At 54.1% G+C, this 20,058-nt stretch carries 20 protein-coding genes; 9 read left to right on the plus strand and 11 right to left on the minus strand.

Annotated features, from left to right (window positions below; all coding sequences use genetic code 11):
• Positions 1-49: 49 nt before the first annotated feature.
• The 3 genes from ENTHG_RS21915 to pdxR all read right to left on the minus strand — a co-directional run bounded on the left by ENTHG_RS21915 (position 50) and on the right by pdxR (position 3,024).
• The gene (locus ENTHG_RS21915; RefSeq protein ID WP_044185013.1) at positions 50-295 is read right to left on the minus strand and encodes a DUF1158 domain-containing protein; all 246 of its coding nucleotides are present in this window, start codon (positions 293-295) and stop codon (positions 50-52) included.
• A 75-nt stretch (positions 296-370) separates the two neighbouring features.
• Positions 371-1,489: a YbdK family carboxylate-amine ligase gene (locus ENTHG_RS21920; RefSeq protein WP_044185016.1), complete on the minus strand. Its 1,119-nt coding sequence runs from the start codon at positions 1,487-1,489 to the stop codon at positions 371-373.
• A 71-nt stretch (positions 1,490-1,560) separates the two neighbouring features.
• Positions 1,561-3,024: a MocR-like pyridoxine biosynthesis transcription factor PdxR gene (pdxR, locus tag ENTHG_RS21925; protein WP_044185019.1), complete on the minus strand. Its 1,464-nt coding sequence runs from the start codon at positions 3,022-3,024 to the stop codon at positions 1,561-1,563.
• 258 nt (positions 3,025-3,282) lie between these two features.
• On the opposite strand from pdxR, the gene ENTHG_RS21930 reads away from it, so the two are divergent.
• The 4 genes from ENTHG_RS21930 to ENTHG_RS21945 are packed head-to-tail and all read left to right on the plus strand — an operon-like array spanning position 3,283 to position 6,253.
• Positions 3,283-4,131, plus strand: a complete 849-nt coding sequence (locus ENTHG_RS21930; protein ID WP_044185022.1) for a transporter substrate-binding domain-containing protein — start codon at positions 3,283-3,285, stop codon at positions 4,129-4,131.
• 46 nt (positions 4,132-4,177) lie between these two features.
• The gene (locus tag ENTHG_RS21935; protein WP_044185025.1) at positions 4,178-4,819 is read left to right on the plus strand and encodes an amino acid ABC transporter permease; all 642 of its coding nucleotides are present in this window, start codon (positions 4,178-4,180) and stop codon (positions 4,817-4,819) included.
• A gap of 14 nt (positions 4,820-4,833) precedes the next feature.
• Positions 4,834-5,499: an amino acid ABC transporter permease gene (locus ENTHG_RS21940; RefSeq protein WP_044185030.1), complete on the plus strand. Its 666-nt coding sequence runs from the start codon at positions 4,834-4,836 to the stop codon at positions 5,497-5,499.
• A complete protein-coding gene (locus ENTHG_RS21945; RefSeq protein WP_044185032.1) occupies positions 5,492-6,253 on the plus strand; it encodes an amino acid ABC transporter ATP-binding protein in 762 nt (253 codons plus the stop codon). Before ENTHG_RS21940 ends, ENTHG_RS21945 begins: the two co-directional genes overlap by 8 nt.
• Before the next feature lie 118 nt (positions 6,254-6,371).
• Here ENTHG_RS21945 and ENTHG_RS21950 read toward each other — a convergent pair whose 3' ends face one another.
• Positions 6,372-8,570 (minus strand): TonB-dependent receptor, encoded by a 2,199-nt coding sequence (locus ENTHG_RS21950; protein WP_044185035.1) that lies wholly within the window; start codon positions 8,568-8,570, stop codon positions 6,372-6,374.
• A 311-nt stretch (positions 8,571-8,881) separates the two neighbouring features.
• On the opposite strand from ENTHG_RS21950, the gene ENTHG_RS21955 reads away from it, so the two are divergent.
• Positions 8,882-9,853 (plus strand): UV damage endonuclease UvsE, encoded by a 972-nt coding sequence (locus tag ENTHG_RS21955; RefSeq protein ID WP_044185038.1) that lies wholly within the window; start codon positions 8,882-8,884, stop codon positions 9,851-9,853.
• Positions 9,854-9,861: 8 nt separating this feature from the next.
• On the opposite strand, the gene ENTHG_RS21960 is transcribed toward ENTHG_RS21955, so the two are convergent.
• Positions 9,862-10,620 (minus strand): SDR family NAD(P)-dependent oxidoreductase, encoded by a 759-nt coding sequence (locus tag ENTHG_RS21960; RefSeq protein WP_044185041.1) that lies wholly within the window; start codon positions 10,618-10,620, stop codon positions 9,862-9,864.
• Between the two features lie 183 nt (positions 10,621-10,803).
• On the opposite strand from ENTHG_RS21960, the gene ENTHG_RS21965 reads away from it, so the two are divergent.
• Both ENTHG_RS21965 and ENTHG_RS26295 read left to right on the plus strand, forming a co-directional pair.
• Positions 10,804-12,141: an aspartate aminotransferase family protein gene (locus tag ENTHG_RS21965; protein ID WP_044185043.1), complete on the plus strand. Its 1,338-nt coding sequence runs from the start codon at positions 10,804-10,806 to the stop codon at positions 12,139-12,141.
• Positions 12,142-12,245: 104 nt separating this feature from the next.
• Entirely contained in the window at positions 12,246-12,452 is a 207-nt protein-coding gene (locus ENTHG_RS26295; RefSeq protein ID WP_081653664.1) for a helix-turn-helix domain-containing protein, read from the plus strand.
• Positions 12,453-12,692: 240 nt separating this feature from the next.
• On the opposite strand, the gene ENTHG_RS21970 is transcribed toward ENTHG_RS26295, so the two are convergent.
• The 6 genes from ENTHG_RS21970 to ENTHG_RS21995 all read right to left on the minus strand — a co-directional run bounded on the left by ENTHG_RS21970 (position 12,693) and on the right by ENTHG_RS21995 (position 17,728).
• Positions 12,693-13,121, minus strand: coding sequence for a cyclophilin-like fold protein (locus tag ENTHG_RS21970; protein ID WP_012968013.1), 429 nt, complete (start codon positions 13,119-13,121; stop codon positions 12,693-12,695).
• Positions 13,122-13,185: 64 nt separating this feature from the next.
• On the minus strand, positions 13,186-14,229 hold the full coding sequence (locus tag ENTHG_RS21975; RefSeq protein ID WP_044185060.1) for an alpha/beta hydrolase: 1,044 nt from the start codon (positions 14,227-14,229) through the stop codon (positions 13,186-13,188).
• A gap of 84 nt (positions 14,230-14,313) precedes the next feature.
• Entirely contained in the window at positions 14,314-15,522 is a 1,209-nt protein-coding gene (locus tag ENTHG_RS21980; protein WP_044185063.1) for an MFS transporter, read from the minus strand.
• Between the two features lie 198 nt (positions 15,523-15,720).
• Entirely contained in the window at positions 15,721-16,458 is a 738-nt protein-coding gene (locus ENTHG_RS21985) for an SDR family oxidoreductase (protein ID WP_044185066.1), read from the minus strand.
• Between the two features lie 22 nt (positions 16,459-16,480).
• Positions 16,481-17,257 carry a carboxymuconolactone decarboxylase family protein gene (locus tag ENTHG_RS21990; protein WP_052332763.1) on the minus strand — a complete coding sequence of 259 codons (777 nt, stop codon included), beginning with the start codon at positions 17,255-17,257 and terminating at the stop codon, positions 16,481-16,483.
• Positions 17,258-17,269: 12 nt separating this feature from the next.
• Positions 17,270-17,728, minus strand: coding sequence for a (R)-mandelonitrile lyase (locus ENTHG_RS21995; protein WP_044185069.1), 459 nt, complete (start codon positions 17,726-17,728; stop codon positions 17,270-17,272).
• Between the two features lie 178 nt (positions 17,729-17,906).
• Here ENTHG_RS21995 and ENTHG_RS22000 point away from each other — a divergent pair, with 178 nt between their 5' ends.
• Complete coding sequence (locus tag ENTHG_RS22000) at positions 17,907-18,818, plus strand: LysR family transcriptional regulator (protein WP_044185072.1); 912 nt, start codon at positions 17,907-17,909, stop codon at positions 18,816-18,818.
• Between the two features lie 423 nt (positions 18,819-19,241).
• A complete protein-coding gene (locus tag ENTHG_RS22005) occupies positions 19,242-19,979 on the plus strand; it encodes a hypothetical protein (protein ID WP_044185075.1) in 738 nt (245 codons plus the stop codon).
• Positions 19,980-20,058 lie beyond the last annotated feature (79 nt).

Genomic DNA, 20,058 nt, shown 5'->3' on the forward strand with positions numbered 1-20,058 from the left:
TGCGCTTACCCGGGCTACGCCGTTCCATGAATTCCTGTTCGCAGAGACATTACCCGACCGAGAACCAGCGCCGCCAGATAAAGCGCAGCACATAGAACTCAACCACACCCAGCAGTAAAAACCACAGGCAATAGATAAGGGTATACAGCTGGTTAAGGTCCAACAGATGGAAGGTTGCCATCAGCTTTTGGGCCAGCGCCAGGCCGAGGGCGGGCGCTGGCAGGAGCAGAACAGAGATCAAGGCCATCAGCAGAATGCCCGCTGCCGTGACCAGCGTTTCCAGTGGGTGCTTCATAACGGTTAACTGGTTGTTAAAAGGGTATTGTCAGGGAAAGCATCCGCCGGTGCAATGTTTCCCTGAACGCCACTCTTACCCGGCGGCCCAGATCTCCGCATGTTTTTGTACCAGGCCAATCAACGACCCGCCATCGGCAACAAAATCACGCATCAGCTGCGCTTCGCTTTTACCGCGCTTCACAAAATAGCCCAGTTCGGTAATGGCGCTGCTTGCGTTCAGCTTATCGGCGTAGGGGGCGACTTTTTCCAGCATATGTACAATATCGTCGGCGATTTTACGTTGTTCGCCGGTGTGCACATCGGTAATGATGCCTTCCAGCCCGAAGCGGCAGGCCTGGAAGCGGTTGAATTTATACAGCAGATAATCGCGCTCCTGGTGCTTATAAGGCCGTTCAGCCAGCAGCCAGTACGCAATGGCCTGGATAAAACCGGTGATGTTTATCGCATGGGAGAGCGTCAGCGGCGTATCCATGACCCGCACCTCTACGGTGCCGAAATGGGGGCTGGGACGAATATCCCAGTGCAGGTCCTTAATACTTTCAATCATGCTGGTATAGCTCAGACGGCGGAACAGCCCTTCAAACTCCTGCCAGTTGCTGACCCACGGCATCGGGCCGTTATCCGGGAACGATGAAAAGATATTCAGACGCGATGAGGCGAAGCGGGTATCGGTGCGCTGCATATAGGGCGAAGCCGCAGCCAGCGCGACAAAGTGCGGCACGAAACGAGACAGGCCATGCAATAGATAAATAGCATCGTCGCCGCTTTGACAGCCGATATGCACATGCTGACCAAATACCGTGGCCTGCTGCATCAGATAACCGAACATCTCCAGCGTACGGAAATAACGCTGGTCGTTGCTGATCTCCTGGCGCTGCCACTTCTGAAAAGGGTGGGTGCCGCCGCCGCAAATCTGCACATGATGCTCTTTCGCCGCGTGCAGGATGATCTGGTGCATGGTGGAAAATTGATGCGCGGCGTGGTTAATATCGCGGCAGACGCCGGTGGCGATCTCCAGCATGCTTTCCGTAATGTCATGCTTGGCCTCGCCAGCCTTGATCTTCGCTTTAACCGCATCGATCAGGCGGGAAGAGTCCTGGCTAAGATCGTAACCCGGTGGGTTAACCACCTGTAGCTCAAGTTCAATGCCCAGGGTAAACGGCTCAGAAACGTGAAAATCGGGTAGTGGCATAGGGCGCAGTCCTTTCCTTACGTGATATTGCTGTAAGTATAGGCGGCTATCCAAACCCGGCTTGAGATACGCTACGCCAGTTGACCCATCTGGCCGCGCAGCACTTTCACTCCTGGCACAATGGCGTCGGGGTTGATGGCGTGAAAGCCCATGCGGAAAAAGTTATCCGGCGGCGCGTCATCCAGAAAATGGCGTGCGCCGGGTTCAATCAGTACGCCCGCGTGGGCGGCACGCCAGGTTAACTGCCGGGTGCTGATCTGCCCGGGCGTGCTCAGCCAGAACGCGTTAGCGTGTTCGCTGCCGGAAAAGGTCGCGCACTCCGGCAGAAAGGCACGCAGCGCGTTATGCAATGTATCCCAGCGGCGCGCGGAGTCCTCGTGGTAGCGGCGCAGATGGGTTTCATAGTGTCCCTGGGCCAGAAAATGGGCCATCTGGTACTGAATATTGGTCGGCGGATGGCGGTAGACAAGACGCCGCAGCGCCCGCGCCTCGTCGATGATTTCCGGCGCGGCCACCATATAACCAAGCCGCAGCCCCGGCGATAACGCTTTAGAGAGGCTGCTGACGTAAATCACCCGACCGCTGCGGTCGCTGGCTTTAAGCGCGGGCAGAGGGTTCTGGCTGAAGTTACTCTCCGAATCGTAATCATCTTCAATGATCACCGCGTCATGGCGGGTAGCGAAGTTTAATAGATGAGCACGTCGTGCGCGGCTCATGGTCACCCCGGTGGGCACCTGATGCCCCGGCGTCACATAATAGTAATCGCAGGGCGACTCGCCAGGCACCAGTCCTTCGCCATCCACCGCGTGCGGCACGATTTGCGTATCGCTAAGCAGAAAGGTATTGATGGCTTCGCGGAAACCGGGGTTTTCCACGCCAACCCGCGTCCGGGGCGACATCAGCAGCCGGGTCAGCAAATAGAGGGCGTTTTGCGAACCCAGGGTAATCAGTATTTCGTCAGGGGCGGCGACTATCCCACGTTTGGGCAGGACGTGGGTGCGGATCTGCTCAACCAGCATCGGTACATCCTGATCGATATGATCCACCACCCAGGCCGGGTCGCGCACTCCGCCGTGCAGCCAGTTCGCCGCCGCGCGCCAGGTGGTCAAGGGAAACTGGCGGGTATCCGGCTGGCCGTAAATAAAGGGGTAGCGATAGTGCATCCAGCCCGCGGGTTTGAGGATCGACTCCTGCTGGCTGGGGGTGATGTGCAGGCGTTTGCTCCAGCATGGTGCATCGCTCTCGCACAAGGGTGCATTCTGGGGAACGCTTTGCCCGGCGTTATGATAATCCGGGTGCAGGTAGTAACCGCTGCGCGGGCGGCTTATCAGATAACCTTCATTGACGAGGCTTTCGAATACCAGCGCCGTGGTATTACGCGAAACGTTGAGCTGCCCGGCCAGCTGCCGACAGGAGGGCAGCGGGGTATCCGGGGCGAAAATTCCGCTCAAGATAGCGCTGATAAGCGATTCGCGGACCTGCTCCTGCAAACCGCGCTGGCCGTCAAAATTGATATGCATGAGATGGCGAATCATAAGCGGCTCCCTGAAATAACTGACCTCAGGTAATCAGCAAATTCCGTACCAGCTTAACGCCCCCTGACACAACTGTTCCGCTCAACTGGCTCTATTAAAATTGCAAAAAGCCTCCCTATTGTAAAAACGCAGCCATGATGATGTGTTCAACAAACGCACCTGGCATATTCATTGCAACATATTCATTGCAAATAGTTTCGCAATGGTCCCGAAAACCTGGATACCGACGGTCCGGCCACGTTAAATAAGGGTAGAGAGATGAAAAAAGTATTCGGCAAATATTGTCTTGCAGCCATGATCTCTTTGGCTTTTTCCCTACACGCAGTCGCAGCAGATTTACCCGACATTGAAAAAACCGGCACCTTGAAGGTGGCGACAGAGGACGATTACGCCCCGTTTAACTTTATGACTAACGGGCAGTCCGACGGGTTTAATAAAGATATGCTGGACGAGTTGCGTAAATATGCAAAATTCAACATTAACCAGAGTATTTTGCCGTGGACGGGGCTGCTGGCTTCGGTCTCGACCGGGCAATATGACATGGCCGTCACCGGTGCGGTAATAACCGATGAACGGCTGAATGTTTTTAATTTTACCCCGCCGTGGGCCTCCGCCCAGCACTATTTCGTGAAGCGCGCGGATGATAAAACCCTCAATACCATTGCCGACCTGAGCGGTAAAAAAGTTGGCGTCCAGGCCGGCAGCGCCTTATTAGCCCGCCTGCCGGAGCTGAAAACGATGCTGGAGAAGAGCGGCGGCAAACTTGGCCCGGTCGTTGAATATCAATCTTACCCGGAGGCCTATGCCGACCTGGCGAATAAACGGGTCGATTACGTTATCAACGTGGTTATCTCGGTAAACGATCTGGTGAAAGCGAAGCCGAAGGTGTTCGCCAAAGGGCTGGCCGTCTCCGGGCCGGGGTATATGGCCTGGCCTATCCCGAAAAACTCCCCGGAGCTGCTGGCCTTTATGACCAAATTTATGAACCACATGACCGAAACCGGCAGGCTGGCGGAGCTGCAGAAAAAATGGTTTGGCGAAACCTATGATCTGCCGAAAGAGCCGATTACCAGTGCCGATCAGTTTCATAAGTTAGCCGGTTTATAAGTCTCTGCGGCGGGCAACCGTCGCCTGTTTTCAGCAGGAGGGCAACATGGATTCAATGGCGTGGCAGTTACTAATTGAAGGCGCATGGACGACCCTCTGGATCTCGGGCATCGCCATCGCGTTCGGGGTGGTGATTGGGCTGGTTATCGCCTTTGTCCGCATGCTAAAGATTCCCGTCGTCGATCAGATTCTGGTGGTCTACATCAGCCTTGCGCGCGCTACGCCGCTGGTAACGCTGGTGCTGTTTCTCTTTTTATCTCTCCCGACGGTGGGCATTAATCTGGACAAAACCCTAGCGGCGATTGTGGCGTTAACGCTGAATACGTCGGCATTTAACGCCGAAATCTGGCGTAACGCTTTTCGTAATTTTCCCCGCGAGCAGCGCGAGGCGGCGGAGTCCGTCGGGATGCGGCGCTGGACTTACTTTCGCCATATTATGCTGCCGCAGATGTGGATAGAGAGCCTGCCCGCGCTGGTTAACGAGATGTCATTTCTGATTAAAGGCAGTCCGGCTATCGCGGTAATAGGCGTGGTGGATCTGACCCGGGTCACTAACCGAATCTCCTCGGTCACCTATGAGCCGTTGTCGCCCATTCTGGCGGCAGGGCTGCTCTACGTCATGATCATTGGCCTGCTGCTCAAATTGCAGAGCATGGCGGAACGTAAAGCGAAGCGCCTGGCGCGGTAACAACAGGAGGAGTTATGAATCAGTGGGGAATTATCTGGGCGGCGCGGGAGAGCTTTTTTAACGGCCTGCTGGCAACCCTTGAACTGTTTATTATCGCGGCGGTCGTCGGGCTGATCCTGGGCATCATTCTCTGTTATGTGATGGAATACCGTAACCCGGTTATCGACCGGCTTATTATTGCCTTTGTAAGCCTGATGCGCGCGGTGCCTTTCTTAATTCTGGCCTACCTGCTCTATTATGGCCTGCCGCAAATCGGCATCAGTATGGAAGCGTGGACGGCAGGCATGCTGGCATTAATTATCTACCACGGCGCCTATTTCTTTGAAATATTGCGTAGCCAGCGGCGGCTGTTCTCCGTCGGCTATATTGAAGCTGCCGTTTCACAGGGCTTTTCTCGTTATAAAATTTTCCGCCGTATCGTGCTGCCGAATATTTTCTCCTCGGCATTACCGCTGCTGGGCAACCAGTTGATTATCTGTCTTAAGGACACCGCCTTTTTATGTATTATCACCGTCCAGGAGATTACCGCGGCGGCGAACAGCGTACAGTCAACCTGGTTTATTCCGTTTAACGCTTTTATTGTCGCGATAGCGCTGTACTGGGCTATCAGCATCTTACTGGAGTTGTTCATTAAACGGCTCAGTCATTATGGAACTAAACGAGGAATGACCCATGCCTGAATTAAGCGCGGTAAGTATTAAAAATCTGTCCAAGCAGTTTGATAATGTTGAGGTGTTGCGCGATATCAACCTGACGGTAGCAAAGGGCACGGTGGTCAGTATTCTGGGTTCATCCGGCTCGGGGAAATCGACGCTGCTGCGCTGTATGAACTGGCTGGAGCAGCCGGATCGCGGTGAAGTGCGCATCAGCGGCCTGCGTCTGGGGATTGACGAAGCAACGGGCAAGCCAATGTCGCACAAGGCGCTATCGAAAATACGCGAGCGCGTGGGCATGGTCTTTCAGAGCTTCAATCTGTGGCCGCATCTGACGGTGCTGCAAAACGTCACCGAGGCGCTAATCCACGTTAAAGGCATGAAACGCGAGGCGGCGGAAGAGGTGGGCCGACAGCAGCTTGATAAAGTCGGGATGGGGCATAAAAAGGATGTCTGGCCGATAACCCTCTCCGGCGGCCAGAAGCAGCGCGTGGCCATTGCCCGCTCGCTGGCAATGTCGCCCGAGGTGATTTTATTTGACGAACCGACTTCCGCGCTTGATCCGGAGCTGGTCAATGAAGTGCTGGGGGTAATGAAAAACCTCGCCGCGGAAGGCTATACGATGGTGGTGGTTACCCATGAAATGGATTTTGCCCGCCAGGTCTCGGACGAAGTGGTGTTTCTGGAAAAAGGGCTGCTGATTGAAAAAGCCCCGCCGGAGAAATTTTTCACTAACCCGGATTCCGACCGGGTCAGGCAGTTTTTGCAGTCGAGCCGTTAAAGCGCTCCGGTAAGAAAGAAAGCCCGGATAAGGCGCAGTTCAAGCCGTATCCGGGAATGTTCCGACCAGACAGGTAGCCCGGATAAGGCGTAGCCGCATCCGGGGAGCCAGCGGTGAATCAGAAAGTAACGGAGTAGTTCACGCCGAAGGTTCTTCCGCGCCCTTTGTATTCATACAGCGAAGGCGAGCCGTAGGTGGGGCTGTAGAGCAGCGGCGCGCGCTGGCCCCAGACGGTGGTGTAGTCTTTATCGAGCAGGTTCTCAACGCTAAAGCTCACTTTACCCAGCGCCAGCGCGTAGCTGCCAATAAGATCAACGGTGTTATAACCGTCGATTTTATTACCGTTGTCATCGGTTAAATCAAACGACTGGGTGCTCTGCACGCGCAGGCTCCACGGGTCCGGCGACCAGCCAACGTAAGCGGTCGCTTTTGACGGGCTGGCATAAATGACATCCCATTTCTGCCACTTACCGTCGACTTTGGTTTCCGATTTCAGCACATTGAAGTTAACCCCGGCGCTCCATACCGTATCGGGAATAAAGTAATCCACCGCCCCTTCCAGCCCGTAAATACGGCGCTTGTCGTCATCGACATTAATGGTCATGTCGGTACGGTTAATGGAGATGGACTTATCGGAAAGCGAGTAATAGGCCGCCAGCTGCGTGCGCAGCGCATCTCCCGTATAGCGCCAGCCCAGCTCATAGGAGTCAACTTTGATCCCTTGCAGGCTGGACTGCCCGACGTTCACGCTGTTAACCAGCTGGTAATGGCCATTGACCAGGCGATAGGTGCCGCTGCCGTAATATTTTCCGGGGTCGGGCAGTTCCACGCCCTGGGAGAAGTTAAACCAGGCCTGCTGACGCTCGGTGATATGCATCAGAATCCCGGCGTTATAGAGGAAATTATCATAGTCCGTGGTGCCGCCGGGAATAGCGTCCGCCGAGGTGGCGGTACGATTGGCGATCGCCTGCTGCTGCGCGTAACCGATAAAGTCGTCAACGCTGTTTTCAGTGTACTGATAGCGTACCCCGCCGCTTACGGTGAAGAGATCGTTGATGTCGTAGCTGGACTGTAAAAACGCCGCCAGATTGGTGATGTCATAAGCCGGATAGCGGCCGGTGGTGTAGATACTCTTATTATGCAAACCGCCGGATGCCGCCGAGGTCGGCAGATCAAAGAACATCTGGTTAGAGGTGAAACGTTCATGGTCAGCGTCGAGCCCGTAGGTAAGCTGCAGCCCGTCCAGAGGCTTACTGTTGAGCGTCAGCTTCGCGCCATATTGATCGGTATCCTGCTGCGACGCGGAAAGGCTGGTGACTCTGCCGCCTGCCACCGTCGGGAAGGGGTAAAACGTGAGCGATTCATCGCGATAGTAAAGCTGCCCCACCAGCTCCTGACCGAGGAAATCGGTGTTGGAGTACTGCATGCTGATAAGGTGGCGCTCCGTGCCCGGAATACGGTCCGAATCCAGCCCTTTGCTGGTATACGCCGCGCCGCGGCCCGTCACGGCGGAGAAATTTTCCCCGAGGAACAGCCCGTGTTCATCATCGCCCTGGCTTTTATAGTACTGGCTGACCAGCTGAAGCTGCTGCGTATCGTCGATATTCAGCGTGCCGGTGCCCATCACATCAAGGCGGTCTGAGTACTGCAGGCCGGTTTGTGTGTTGTCCAGCAGCGTGGCGTCGCCGTTGCCGTCATACCAGCCGCCGAATTTCTGCCAGGCCACCGACATGCGCCCGGAAATACGATCGTTCCCGCCGGATATGGCCCCCGCAACGCGTTCGTCATGATCGCTGCTGCTGTTAAAGCCGCTCTTTGCCCCCGCTTCAAACTCCATGGCGGTATCAGGCTGGCCTTTTTTGGTGACAATATTGATCAACCCGCCGGTGCTGCCGCCGCCGTAAAGGGAGGTTGCGCCAGAGATAACCTCAATGTGCTCAATATTAAAGGGATCGATAGCATCAAGCTGACGGCTATCGGTACGGGAAGAGTTAAGACGCACGCCGTCAACCAGCACGACGATAGCCCGGCCACGCATGTTCATACCGTAGTTGGTGCGGCTCTGGCTGCTGACATCAAGCCCGGGGATAAGCTGCGCCAGCGCCTCTTTAAGCTCTTTGCCGCCCTGGATTTGCTGCTCAAGTTCCGCGCGTTCAATCACCCAGGTGGTTTGCGCCATCTCTGCAACGGTGCGGTGGGTACGGCTGGCGGAGACCACCATCTGTTCCTCGCTGGTTTGCTGCGCAACGGCCGGCGCCATGACCGGTAACAGCAATGAGTTTAACGCCCAGAGCGTATATTTTTTGTTATGCATCATTAATCCTTAATGTGTGGAGAAGACCCACAAACAGGTGGTTATCGTTATTTGTTGATAATGCTAATTTTGTCGATAATTGTTCTTATTATCAATAAGGTGTTAAAAATTTTAACCAAATGTTTAATTACTTATCGCAAACTTTTTCTTTTTTGGGGGAGAAGAAGTGGAAACAGTGGGGTTAATCAGCTAGCAAACTTACACAAGCATATTTTTCTGTGCAGGTTTGCAAATTATGTCTACGGTTAAGCTTTAGCTGGTGCGTGGCCCTGGTAGCCTGCGCGTACTGTCATAAAACGCCGGACGGAGGCCATATGAAGCTGGGCTTTGCCTGTAAATTTCTGGACCCGGAGTTCAGACAGCCATTTCCTTTTAAAAGCACTACCCGCACGCGTTTCCTGGGGCTCGGCCTGGAGGCGCGGGAAAACCTCCTTTATACGCTCTCTGTCACCAACCTGACCCATCTGGCGTGCATCTTTGAGCAGCTCGCCCGCCTGCCGCCGGACCTGAGAATGATGCGTATCGGCAGCGACCTCCTGCCGCTCTACACCGTGCCGGAAGCCACCCCTATCTATCACGAACTCTCAGGACAGCTGCTTCCGCTGTTTGAGAAATGCGGCGATCTGGCGCGGGCGAACGACATCCGGCTCTCTTTCCACCCGGGGCAGTATTCTGTGCTGGCCTCAGACAGCCCGCCGGTGGTGGAGCGGGCGCTGGAGGATGTGGAATACCATGCCCTGTGCGCCACGCTCATGGGCTATGGCCGCAGCTTCCAGGATTTTAAAATCAATATTCATATGAATGGCAAAGCGGGTTTCGCCGGGTTCAAACACGCGTTCGGCAAGTTAAGCCCGGAGGCAAGACGGATGCTGACGGTGGAAAACGACGAGATTTCCTGTTCGCTGGATGACGTGTTACAGGCCAGGGACTTATGCCCAATCGTGGTGGATATCCATCATCACTGGGTGAAAGAGAACGCATTTCTTCGTCCTGACGATCCGCGCATCGAGCAGGTGATAGCATCGTGGCGGGGCGTGCGGCCCGTTATGCACTACTCCATATCACAGGAAGGCATTATCCCAGAACAGGGCCTCCCCGATCAGCTTGCGCTGGGGGTGGCGAAGAGCAAACTGCGCGCCCACTCTGATTTTTACTTTAATCAGACTCTGAATGACTGGGCGCTCTCGTTTACGGATTTCGACATCATGTGTGAGGTGAAGATGAAAAATATCGCCCGCGATCGGCTCTACAACGCTGCCCGCCTTCGGGACGGGGGCGAGCACTGAGCCACGTTTTAGTCCCGGTCAATGGCGAACGGTTGCCAGGCCTGGCGCACCGGCATCACCTCCAGACGGTTGATGTTCATATGGGCGGGCAGGGTGGCGATGTAAAACATCTGCTCTGCGATGTCCTGCGCCGATAGCGGCGTAGTACCACGGTATAAATTGTCCGACGCCGCCTGGTCGCCTTTTGTACGCACCAGGGTAAATTCCGTTTCCGCGATGCCGGGAGCAAGGTCAGTTACCCGTACGCCGGTGCCCAGCAAATCGCAGCGCAGGTTATAGCTAAACTGCTTCACGAAGGCTTTTGTCGCGCCGTAGACATGGCTACCGGGATAGGGCCACTGCCCGGCAATGGAGCCGATGTTAATGATACTTGCTCCCGCGCCGTGTCTGATAAGCGTCGGCAATAGCGCGTGGGTGACATTCACCAGGCCGGTAACGTTGGTGTCTATCATTGTCTGCCAGTCCTCCAGCTCTACGCGCTGAGCGGGCTGTGGCGCCAGCGCCAGACCGGCGTTGTTGATAAGGGCGGTGATATCGGCGAAGCCTTCCGGCAGCGCCCTTATCGCATGGCTGACTGCCTCGTTATCCCGTACATCAAGCTCAACGATATGCACCGGCACCTGCGCGCCTAAGCGCGCTTTTAATGCCTGCAGCCGGGCCAGACGACGCCCGCTCAGCACCAGCGCCCATCCTGCATCGGCAAAAACCTGCGCCGCCGCTTCGCCAAAGCCGGACGTCGCGCCCGTAATAAACACCACGTTTTTCATACTCGTTATCCCTCTGATAGGTGAGCCGCCACTATAAAAAAGCGCGCCTGTGGCGCAGAGAGCCAGTTACGGCGTAGCAATGGGACAACAGTGTCACAACTTGATAACAAGACTGGCTCTACCCGCTGGCAAAAAGCGCGCCGCATGATGAAGCCATCAATAACGTCAGGCGAGGAGCAAGAGATGAAACTGGCACTGCAGAGCGAAATGGCGATCACCAATGACGAGGTCCGGCAGCTGGACCGTTCATATGTATTTCACTCCTGGTCTATGCAGGGCAGCCTCAATCCGCTGGTTATCGCGGGGGCGAAGGGATGCGAGCTATGGGACTATGAAGGGAATAGCTGGCTTGATTTCAGCAGCCAACTGGTCAACGTCAACATTGGCTACCAGCATCCCCGCGTGCTGGCGGCGATGAAAGCGCAGCTGGAGACGCTGACGACCATCGCGCCAGCTACCGCCAACCTGGCCCGTGGCGAGGCGGCGAAGCGCATTATCTCTCTTGCCCCGGAGGGCTTTAGTAAAGTCTTTTTCACCAATGCGGGGGCGGATGCGAATGAAAACGCCATGCGCATGGCGCGACTGTACACCGGTCGCGACAAGATTTTCTCCGCCTACCGCTCCTATCATGGCAATACCGGCAGCGCCATTGTCGCCACCGGCGACTGGCGGCGCGTACCCAATGAGTATGCGCGCGGGCATATCCACTTCTTTAACCCTTATCTGTACCGCAGTGAATTTCATGCCGCCAGCGAACAGGAAGAGTGCGAGCGGGCGCTGGCCCATCTGCGCCGGATGATCGAGTGCGAGGGGCCGTCCTCCGTCGCGGCCATTTTACTGGAGTCCATCCCAGGCACCGCCGGGATACTGGTACCGCCGGAAGGCTATATGCGCGGCGTTCGCGCGCTGGCGGATGAGTTTGGCATCGTGCTGATTCTGGATGAAGTGATGGCCGGATTTGGCCGCACCGGTAGCTGGTTTGCCTTTGAACAGGATGGCATCGTGCCGGATCTGATTACCTTCGCTAAGGGGGTCAACGCCGGATATGTTCCGGCGGGCGGCGTAATAATCAGCGAGGCGATCTCACGCTATTTCGATGACCATTTTTTCGCCGGCGGCCTGACCTATTCTGGCCATCCGATGGCGATGGCCGCCATTGTCGCCACGCTGGACGCTATGCAGGAAGAGAAGGTGGTGGAGAACGCGGCGCAGGTGGGCGACGGCGTGCTGCGCCCGGGTCTGGAAGCCCTGGCGGCGAAGCATCCTTTGATTGGCGAGGTGCGCGGCCGCGGCATGTTCCAGGCGCTGGAACTGGTCAGCGATCGCCAGGCAAAAACGCCGCTTGCGGCCGCAGACATGGCGGCAATCAAGAGCGCGTTGATCGCCGCAGGCATACTGCCGTTTGTGGTCGAGAACCGTATCCATGTGGTGCCGCCCTGCACGATGACGGCCTCCGAGGTACACACCGGGCTGGCGATGTTCGACAGCGTACTGGGGCAGTTTACTGGCCTGGTGAAGTAGCCTGCGATCAGAATCGAAGCTGTAAAAGCTGTGCTATCCGGACAGGTGTCTCAGACTCAGGCCGCTAATTACCCGCTCGGTCAACTGCTGAGTATCGTCCGGATATCCAGAAGCACGTTTTACTATCATTTAAGGCGTTCCGGTCTCCGGCCAAAACTGCCCGAGCACTCAATACAGCAGACAAAAAAGAACGGATTATTGAGCTTCGCAAAGAAGGGGGGCTGAATCTTCGAAGATCTATGGATACCGTAGCCCAGCACCCTGGCGTCTCGAGGGCCACAGCCTGTCTTTATGCCCGACAGCCTGAATGAGCCCAGAGGCATAGCGAAAGAAAAGAGTACCATCAGGGGCTTTCATGCCGCGTTAATCAGAACAAAATTTGATGCCATTGCTTATTCAGCACGAAAATGTCCATTGTTGGCATAAGCGGAGCCAGTAGCTGAGCAGAAGGTCTGCTTTGAGCGAAAAGCGGACGCTGACCCGGACACCTAAGTTATGCTCAATGAAGACAAATAATGTTACTGCATCAAATTATCGAAATTGAATTGCAATCAATGTGCCATCTCAAATGTCACATCAATATTACCCGTATGCCTGAAAATCCCAACTCCAGAGTGGATACGACCCACTTTCTGAAGGTTACCTATCCGTTCATTGTTCTGTTCGTACATGATCACGAAACTGTGGCGGGGAGCCCAGTAAACAACATCGCCCACTTCATAACCGCTGGTCTGCGTTTCGTTTGCAGGCAGGGCATCCGGGAACCGGTAGCACATTTCGCGTCCGTAAAGATCTTCCATGGGCAGCGTCAGCGGAAAGCGAGAGACCAGCGCCCGGGTGGTGGCATTGTCATAAAACGTTGCCGTCATCACCTGGTCACCTGCGGTGATCTTGACCCGGATACCTTCGGCCTCAGCCCCCAAAGATGAAAATGACACCGCCGTCAGGGAGGCTAGAGCAAGCATGACTGGTTTGAACATAAAACTCTCCGTTGTTTTTATATTTTCAGGAATAACGGCACTGCAATAGTGCCGTTCAGAAACATTATTTATCTGATTTCAAATTGGTGTTAAAGAATGAGACCAGCTTGTCCCACGGGATGAGTTCAGTGCGATCATACAGGTCGATACGGTTAGCCCCCTTAATCTCCACGAGCTCTTTCGGCTCTGCGGCCATTTTGTAAGCTGTATCGGTATAGGTGCGGGATGGTGCAGCATCACCCACGACAAAGAGTATTGGTCGCGGTGAAATGGACTCGATATCGATAAACGGATGGAAGTTCATGAACTTCGCATAGGTCGACGGCGTTGACCGGCGATCGTTGGATGCCACCTTACCGCGCTCCGTCTGATAAAAGTCATTAGACTCTTTACCTTCGATGAACACCGGATCGTTTTGCCCCGGACCATAAACGGGTTGGCCAGTTTCAGCGGTTTTGTAGCGTTGTTCTGCGGCAATCGCCAGGTCCTTGTTTCTTATCTCCACGGTCCGCTCATGGTTCAGACCGGTACGGAAATATTCACCCATGTCGTACATGCTGACGGTGGCGAGCGCCTTGATGCGGGGATCCATTTTTGTCGCGGCGATGGCAAAGCCGCCGCTACCGCAGATACCTATCACGCCAATTTTTTCACGATCCACAAATGCGCGCGTTCCGAGGAAATCAACTGCAGCGCTGAAGTTTTCTGCATAGACATCAGGCAGCACAGCCCCACGCGGCGTACCCGCACTCTCACCCCAGAAAGACTGGTCGAAGGACAGCGCAACAAAACCGGCTTCCGCCATTTTGGTTGCGTAGAGGTTAGCAGCCTGCTGTCTTACTGCAGCAAAAGGATGGCCGACAATAAGGGCGTCATATTTTTTACCGGCTTCCATATTACGTGGAGTAAATAGCGTGCCGGTAACCTCCATACCGTAAATATTTTTGAATTTAACGGTTTCAGTCTTCACCTTATCGCTTTTATAGAAATTATCCGCACCGTGGGACATATCCGCCGCGACAGCTATGTTTGCCCCCATACCCAGAGCAACGCTCAGTATTGTCAGCGCGGCCAGGGTTTTTAATTTCCCTTTTGAATGCAATTTCATATTACCTCCTGAATTAAATAACGGTGTTAAGACAAACGGAGTGAAAATCCGGAGAACATTAAACTTCCGGACAGCAGAATCTTTTCAGGCCGGATTTTGTTTACTCTGGCCCGGGCGTTTTAACAGCAAGAACGCCACCACAGCGGTGGACAGCACTGTCAGCGCGCCGGCCAGGAATATCGCGTTCAGTCCCAGGTGGCTCCCTATCCAGCCGAGCGCAGGACTGCCGATCGCCATCGCTACGTCAAGAAATGCTGTGTAGATGCCCATCACCATGCCGCGGTTCTGGGGTATTGAACCACTGATGGCTTCAATACCGAGGCCCGGGTAAACCAGTGAGTAGCCAAAACCGGCTAAGGCAGCACCTATCGTCGCAATCAGGGACGTACCTGCAAGCCATATCAGGAACAGCCCGGCGGCCTGAACGAGCACAAAAATCAACGCAATACGTGCGCCACCAAAGCGATCTGGCAGATGGCCAGCAACGGTTCGGGCAACAATCAGCGCAACGCCAAAGGCAGTGAATGCCATCCAGACGGGCTGCCAGTTCATGGCGCTGTAATACAGTGAGCTGAAGGCCAGAATGGTGCAGTACCCCGTGCTGGCCAACGCAGCGCCCAGCCCCGGTAACCAGACGGCGTGCATGACTGAGCCAAAATTTGCCTGCGCGGCATGCGGATGGGGCGCAACCGCGGGCATGCGTGCAAGATACGCCAGTACCAGTAAAGGAAGCAGAAACGTCAGCAGTGCGATCGCCTCAAAGCCGAAGGCTTCAAATAACATCGTGCCCACCGGCCCGCCCAGAGCCATAGCGGCAAACATCGCGGTACCCACCCAGGCGATAACCTTACCTGCATGCTCCTTATCCACGAGGGCCAGACCCCATGCCACGGCACCGGTAATGATGAAGCTTTCCGCCCCGCCCAGTATTGCGCGCCCGGCAAGCAAAACACCCACAGACAGTACCGGCATGCCGACGAACCAGAGCGACACCTGGTACAGAAGCCCTGACACGGCGGCGGCGATGAGCCCGGCCACCACGCCCTTTTTTGCACCGCGCCTGTCTGAATAACTCCCGGACCACACCCGGGAAATCAGTGATGCCGCAAACTGTGCCCCGGCGACCAGGCCCACGATAAACGTCCCGAAGCCCAGGTCATTTTTGACATGCAGCGGCAGGACGGGCAGCGCGACCCCGATAATGATAAAACCGACCAGAACCGCGGCCATTACCGGCATTAGCGCTGTGAAAACCCGGGTACCGGAGTTATTGTGAGAATGTTTTACAGGCATATAATGCAGCCCCTTACCTTTTAATGAACAGAATGTCGTATACGCGTATGTGATTTTTGGGCGCGAAGTAGCCCGCAAAAAATTCAGGTTTGAATTTCCTGTGTTGAAAGATGCGTTATCTGGTAATGTTTTTTTATATCCGGATGATATAAACCATCCGGAAATAAGGCAGATGTCAGCTACCCGCCTGGTTGTGTTTCAATAAACCTGTACGGTCGGCCGGAAAAGTATTTCGTTAACATCCACGTCTTCAGGCTGGCTGATGGCAAATGCAACGACCCGCGCAAAAGCCTCGGCCGGGATCGCATTCTCGTAGGTTTTCGACATACCTTTCGCAATATCTTCGTCGGTGATGGTTTTAGTCAGTTCGGTATCTACCGCGCCGGGAGAAACAATAGTTGTGCGGATATTCCAGGGCTTCACTTCCTGACGCAGGCCTTCTGAAATAGCCCGTACTGCCCATTTGGTACCGGCATAGACAGCACCGCCGGGCCCAACTTTGTGTCCGGCTACTGATGACACGTTGATAAATTGTCCGGACTTCTGGGCCTTCATATACGGCAGAGCGGCGGCAATACCGTAAAGTACGCCCTTAATGTTCACGTCGATCATCCGGTCCCATTCATCCACCTTCAGCTTGTCGAGCATGGAACTCGGCATTAAGCCGGCGTTATTGATGATGACGTCAATACGGCCGTGCAGCTCTAGCGCCCGGTCAACAAGGGACTGGACTTGTGTACGGTCCGTCACGTCGGTGCGGAGTATGGCTCTGGAATCCAGCCCCAGTTCGCCGGCAAGTTGCTCAAGCTTCTCCATACGGCGCGCGCCCAGGACCACCTTTGCGCCCAGTTTCGACAGGTGTCGGGCTGTTTCTGCTCCCAGGCCGCTGCTGGCACCGGTGATGACGATGATTTTGTTTTCGATACCCTGAGACATACTGTCCTCCTGTAAGGAATGGTTATTTCGACTCACGCTGCTCAAACACCGTTTTGAAAACCGGCGCTGCGGAGAAAGCATTGGGCCACCCGGCATAATACGCAAGGTGACTCAGTGCGCCTGAAGCCTGCAGCCGGGTCAGGCCGTTATCCATTGCCCGGTTAAGGTGCGGCGGAATTTGCTGTACCTGCCCGTTTGCAATCAGGGCAGACAGGGTCACCAGACTTCTGTCCCGTGGTGCAAGCCCGGGACGCAGCCACAACTCCCGGAAAAGCACGTCGGTGGTGTCGCTGACAAGCCCCGGCACCGCGCTACCGATACTCTGTTCTACGCGTGCAGCGCGAGCTGCTTCAGCTTTTTCATCGATCGGCAGCAGCGCCTCCTCCGCGCGAGGAAGCTGTTCAGCGTTAATTCCTTTTTGCAGGAATATCTCTTTCGTTACCGCTGCGGCCGCAATGGCATTGCCCCAGCCGGCATAGAACGCCAGCTGCGTGATGGTTTCGGAAAGCTCAGCCGGCTTAACACCGTTTTTCAGCGCCAGCTCCAGCTGCTCCGGTAAAAGTACGGTCTGATTCCGGGCAATAACCGCTGCAACGGTAACGAGGCTGCGATCGCGTGGCGACAAATCCTTTCTTTTCCAGAGGTCTCCTGCCAGCCTGGTGCTCGCATAGCGTTCGAGCGCGGGAGATACTGCCTCTGTGTCGGTGTCTGACAGCGGGCCCCGCTGCGCCCCCGTTTCTGCAAGGGTGCCAGCCGATCCGAGAGAAAGCGCCAGCGCAACTGCCGTTGAAGTTTTCATCTGACCTCCGGATTATTGGTACTGTTCGTCGGAGACGGGCTCCTGCCAGTCCACGTTTTTTCCGTCCGCCATGTACGTCATGGCCAGGTGGCTCATAGGGGATGTCGCCGTGGCGCCATGCCAGTGGCGTACCGTAGCAGGGATCCAGATAACGTCACCCGGGACGATATCCTGGCGCGCTTTACCTTCTTCCTGAACCCAGCCTTTACCGGCCGTAACGATCAGCAACTGTCCGGCTGGATGAGTATGCCAGGCCGTGCGCGCGCCCGGGGCAAAATCCACCTGGCCCAGATTGGCACGCGTGGACGCGTTTGGCGGCAACAACGGGCTGACAACCGCATGACCTGAGAAGTTATCGGCCTTGCCGACGACAGAAGGGGTCTGCCCGTTACGGCGAATTTCAATGCCTTCGGCAGAAACCTGGGCGGCCCCCAGTACGGATATGGCTGCAGCAGCAATAATCGCTTTCATCTTTCACCTCGCTGGTTACTTTCGGCTAAATGGCGTAGCGGATTACATTAATTCCCTGCAAATGAAAACGCCTTTTGTCGGGAGGAATGGTTATTTAGTGAACGAAGAAAGTATATCTGAGGACGTATTAAGTGATTAGATGGTAAAATGAGATTGAAATTATAAGGAGAACCTCTAAATGGCTGATGATAATCTGAATGCCCTTGCTGCATTTATGGTGGTGGCTAAGGAACAGAATTTCACGCGAGCGGCAAAACGTCTGGGTGTTTCACAGTCAGCGCTCAGTCAGACTGTTCGTGTTCTGGAAGCACAACTCGGGATCCGGTTGCTTAACCGAACGACCAGAAGAGTTGTCCCAACTGAAGCTGGGGAACGTTTACTCGCTTCAGTTGGACCTCAGATAGAGGATATTCAGCGGCAGTTAATGGTGCTGAGTGAATTACGTGATAAGCCAGCCGGTACAATACGACTCACCGCAACAGAATACGCAGCAGAGTCAATACTCTGGCCAGCAGTGTCGCGTCTCGTAAAAAAATACCCCGATATTAAAGTCGAAATTCTTACAGATTATGGGCTGACTGACATCGTAAGAGATCGTTTTGATGCCGGTGTACGTCCCGGAGAAACTATTGCCAAAGACATGATTGCCGTTCGTATTGCGCCAGATATGCGGATGACAGTGGCGGGATCTCCAGATTATTTCAGTCACAGGCATGTGCCCATTACTCCACAGGAATTGACAGAACACTGTTGTATAAACCTGCGCCTTTCCGGGCATGGAGGACTCTATGCATGGGAGTTTGAAAAGGACGGGCGAGAGCTCAATGTGCGAGTTGATGGTCAACTGGTTTTTAATACGGGAAGCATGATACTGAAAGCGGCGCTTGAGGGTCGAGGGCTAGCCTATCTACCAGAAGGGCAGCTTGAACCCTATATAGCATCCGGGGCTCTTGTTCGCGTACTTGAGGATTGGTGTGAACCTTACTCTGGATATCATCTTTACTATCCAGGCCACCGACAACCCACTCCAGCATTTAGCCTTCTAGTTGATGAACTTCGCTATTCAACACGCGAGAAGCATCAGAGTTAATCTTTCCTGATAAATGACGGTCAGCTATGAGCGAAAAGCAGACATAGGCTTAATGTCAAAAGTGACATTTTCTAACACCACTTCGCCATTGCGCAGTGTGTAAAAAAGCATGAAGAAAAGCTCGGCCGGCAGTAAATCGCATTCGGGGAAACCCGCCTATACCGGAATTTTATCGAATTTTGCAGCCGGGGATCCGGCGCGGCCTGCTCCGGCGTTAAGAGCCGGACAACTATATCTGGTAGGTCGGACTGATGGTAGAGGCACAACCGCAGCGGGGCGATTCGGCAGAATGCGGGTTTTAACGGATTATCGTGTCCGGGCCATCTCATGCCCTCAAACTTTAGCGGCCTCACCGGAATAGTTTAGGATCAGGACATGCTAAGCTAAGCTGAACTTAATGCGTCATGAATATTCTGAGGTAATATGAAAAAACCACGCAAGAACAGAACCAAAACCGTGCAGTTCACGTATAAACAGCATTACCTGGGCAGACAGTTCCTGAAACTATTTTCACAGGATGCAAATAAAGTTTATGTGAAGATAGTAGATAAAGAAGGGGTCGTAAAACAAAAGTCTGTCAACGATGAAATCTTTTATTCAAAAAAAGGATGGGATGAATCCTCGGAAAGACTTATGAAAAGCATAGAGGATGCTTTTAAGGAAGAAGTAGATAAAGCAATAAATAATGAAAATAGCTTCAATTTCGGAAGAATAACTGATTACTACCTGATGTGGAATATCAGGGGCAGGTTAGCCAGCGAACGTCCGGAAAGCGTCAATTTCCGTATAATCGGAAGCGAGTTATCTTTTGAAGAGCAGGACACACTAGAGTACCAAGGGGCTTATTTTATGAGGCCGGATGGAAAAATGCATGATGATATGTTTCGGGGTTTGGCATTCAAAATGGATTTGATTAAATTAAATATTTTATTTAAAAGCAGGACGTGGGGATTAGTTAAATCTCCGGAGGAAAACTTTATCCTGCCTGATTTCTGGAACGTTAATCTTTTCAAAAACGATCTAACCTGGATAATCCCAATCACAAGAGACATGGCATTGGTTGCTGAGCACGAAAGTGGAGTCGTAACGCAAGAAAATGCGTGCCGCATGAATGAATTTGCGATGAGTCTCTGTAATAATTTTTGTGTTACATACTCATAAAGATAAAACTGAAAAATTAGGCATTTCTCTGTGCAATACATATGTATTCTCTCTTTTCTCTGTAAGATCCGAAAACTGT

This window comes from Phytobacter massiliensis JC163, assembly GCF_000321045.1.
GTDB classification, from domain to species: domain Bacteria; phylum Pseudomonadota; class Gammaproteobacteria; order Enterobacterales; family Enterobacteriaceae; genus Phytobacter_A; species Phytobacter_A massiliensis.